Origin of the sequence: Pedobacter sp. HMWF019, from assembly GCF_003061025.1 — a bacterium.
Classification (GTDB): domain Bacteria; phylum Bacteroidota; class Bacteroidia; order Sphingobacteriales; family Sphingobacteriaceae; genus Pedobacter.
Genome location: NZ_QAIL01000611.1, coordinates 36,530 through 37,192 on the forward strand (window position 1 = coordinate 36,530; position 663 = coordinate 37,192).

Annotated in this window: 1 protein-coding gene; it reads right to left on the bottom strand. The window is 38.6% G+C overall.

The window, feature by feature from the left end:
- Positions 1–381 precede the first annotated feature (381 nt).
- A partial coding sequence (locus DBR11_RS30050; RefSeq protein WP_199234008.1) for a hypothetical protein occupies positions 382–663 on the bottom strand: 282 nt, incomplete at its 5' end.

Below are 663 nucleotides of genomic sequence, written 5' to 3' on the forward strand. Positions count from 1 at the left end.
TTTAAGTTATCCCTTCTTGTGTGGTTATTAATGACGGTTATTATTTTTTAACCTATGCATTTGCTGTACTTAAAGTGTTTAGCTTTTGCTGTTGGCACTTGTTGATTATGTTTACATTTTTAAAGTCTATCCTGCTTTTGTTATACAAATTCTACAGGATATTAAGGTTTTGTTGGAACGGAGGGAGGCGTCGAGGAAATTTGTTGTGGTGCCGGAATCTGGGGTTTGGATTGATGCGTGTGATGTGAAGTTGTCTGGATTTTCCTTATATTGTTATTTGTGCCCTGTATCAAATTCTGAAATGCTGGCATCTTGATGCAGACGAAAACAATATTGGGCTATCTGGACAGTTTTTAAAGTAACTGAGCAGGGGTCACTGTGTCAGATGGTTAATCCTTCAAATAGATCCTGTAGGCCGCAGGATAAAAATGAAATTAGCAAGACTGCTTTGGCTTTGGCCTCTTCTTTCAATTCTTTGTAAAGAGCCATAAGTTTGACCTGGAGTTGAAACAATTCCCGTTCCCTATGTTCGAGTTTTGCCTGGAGATCGTTCATGATTTTTTGTTCTGAAAATTTTGAATCTATTTCTAATCCGGAGAGGATTTCAGCAGGTGAGACCTTGAAGTAGCCAGCAATCTGACGCAGGCGGTTAATACTAATATC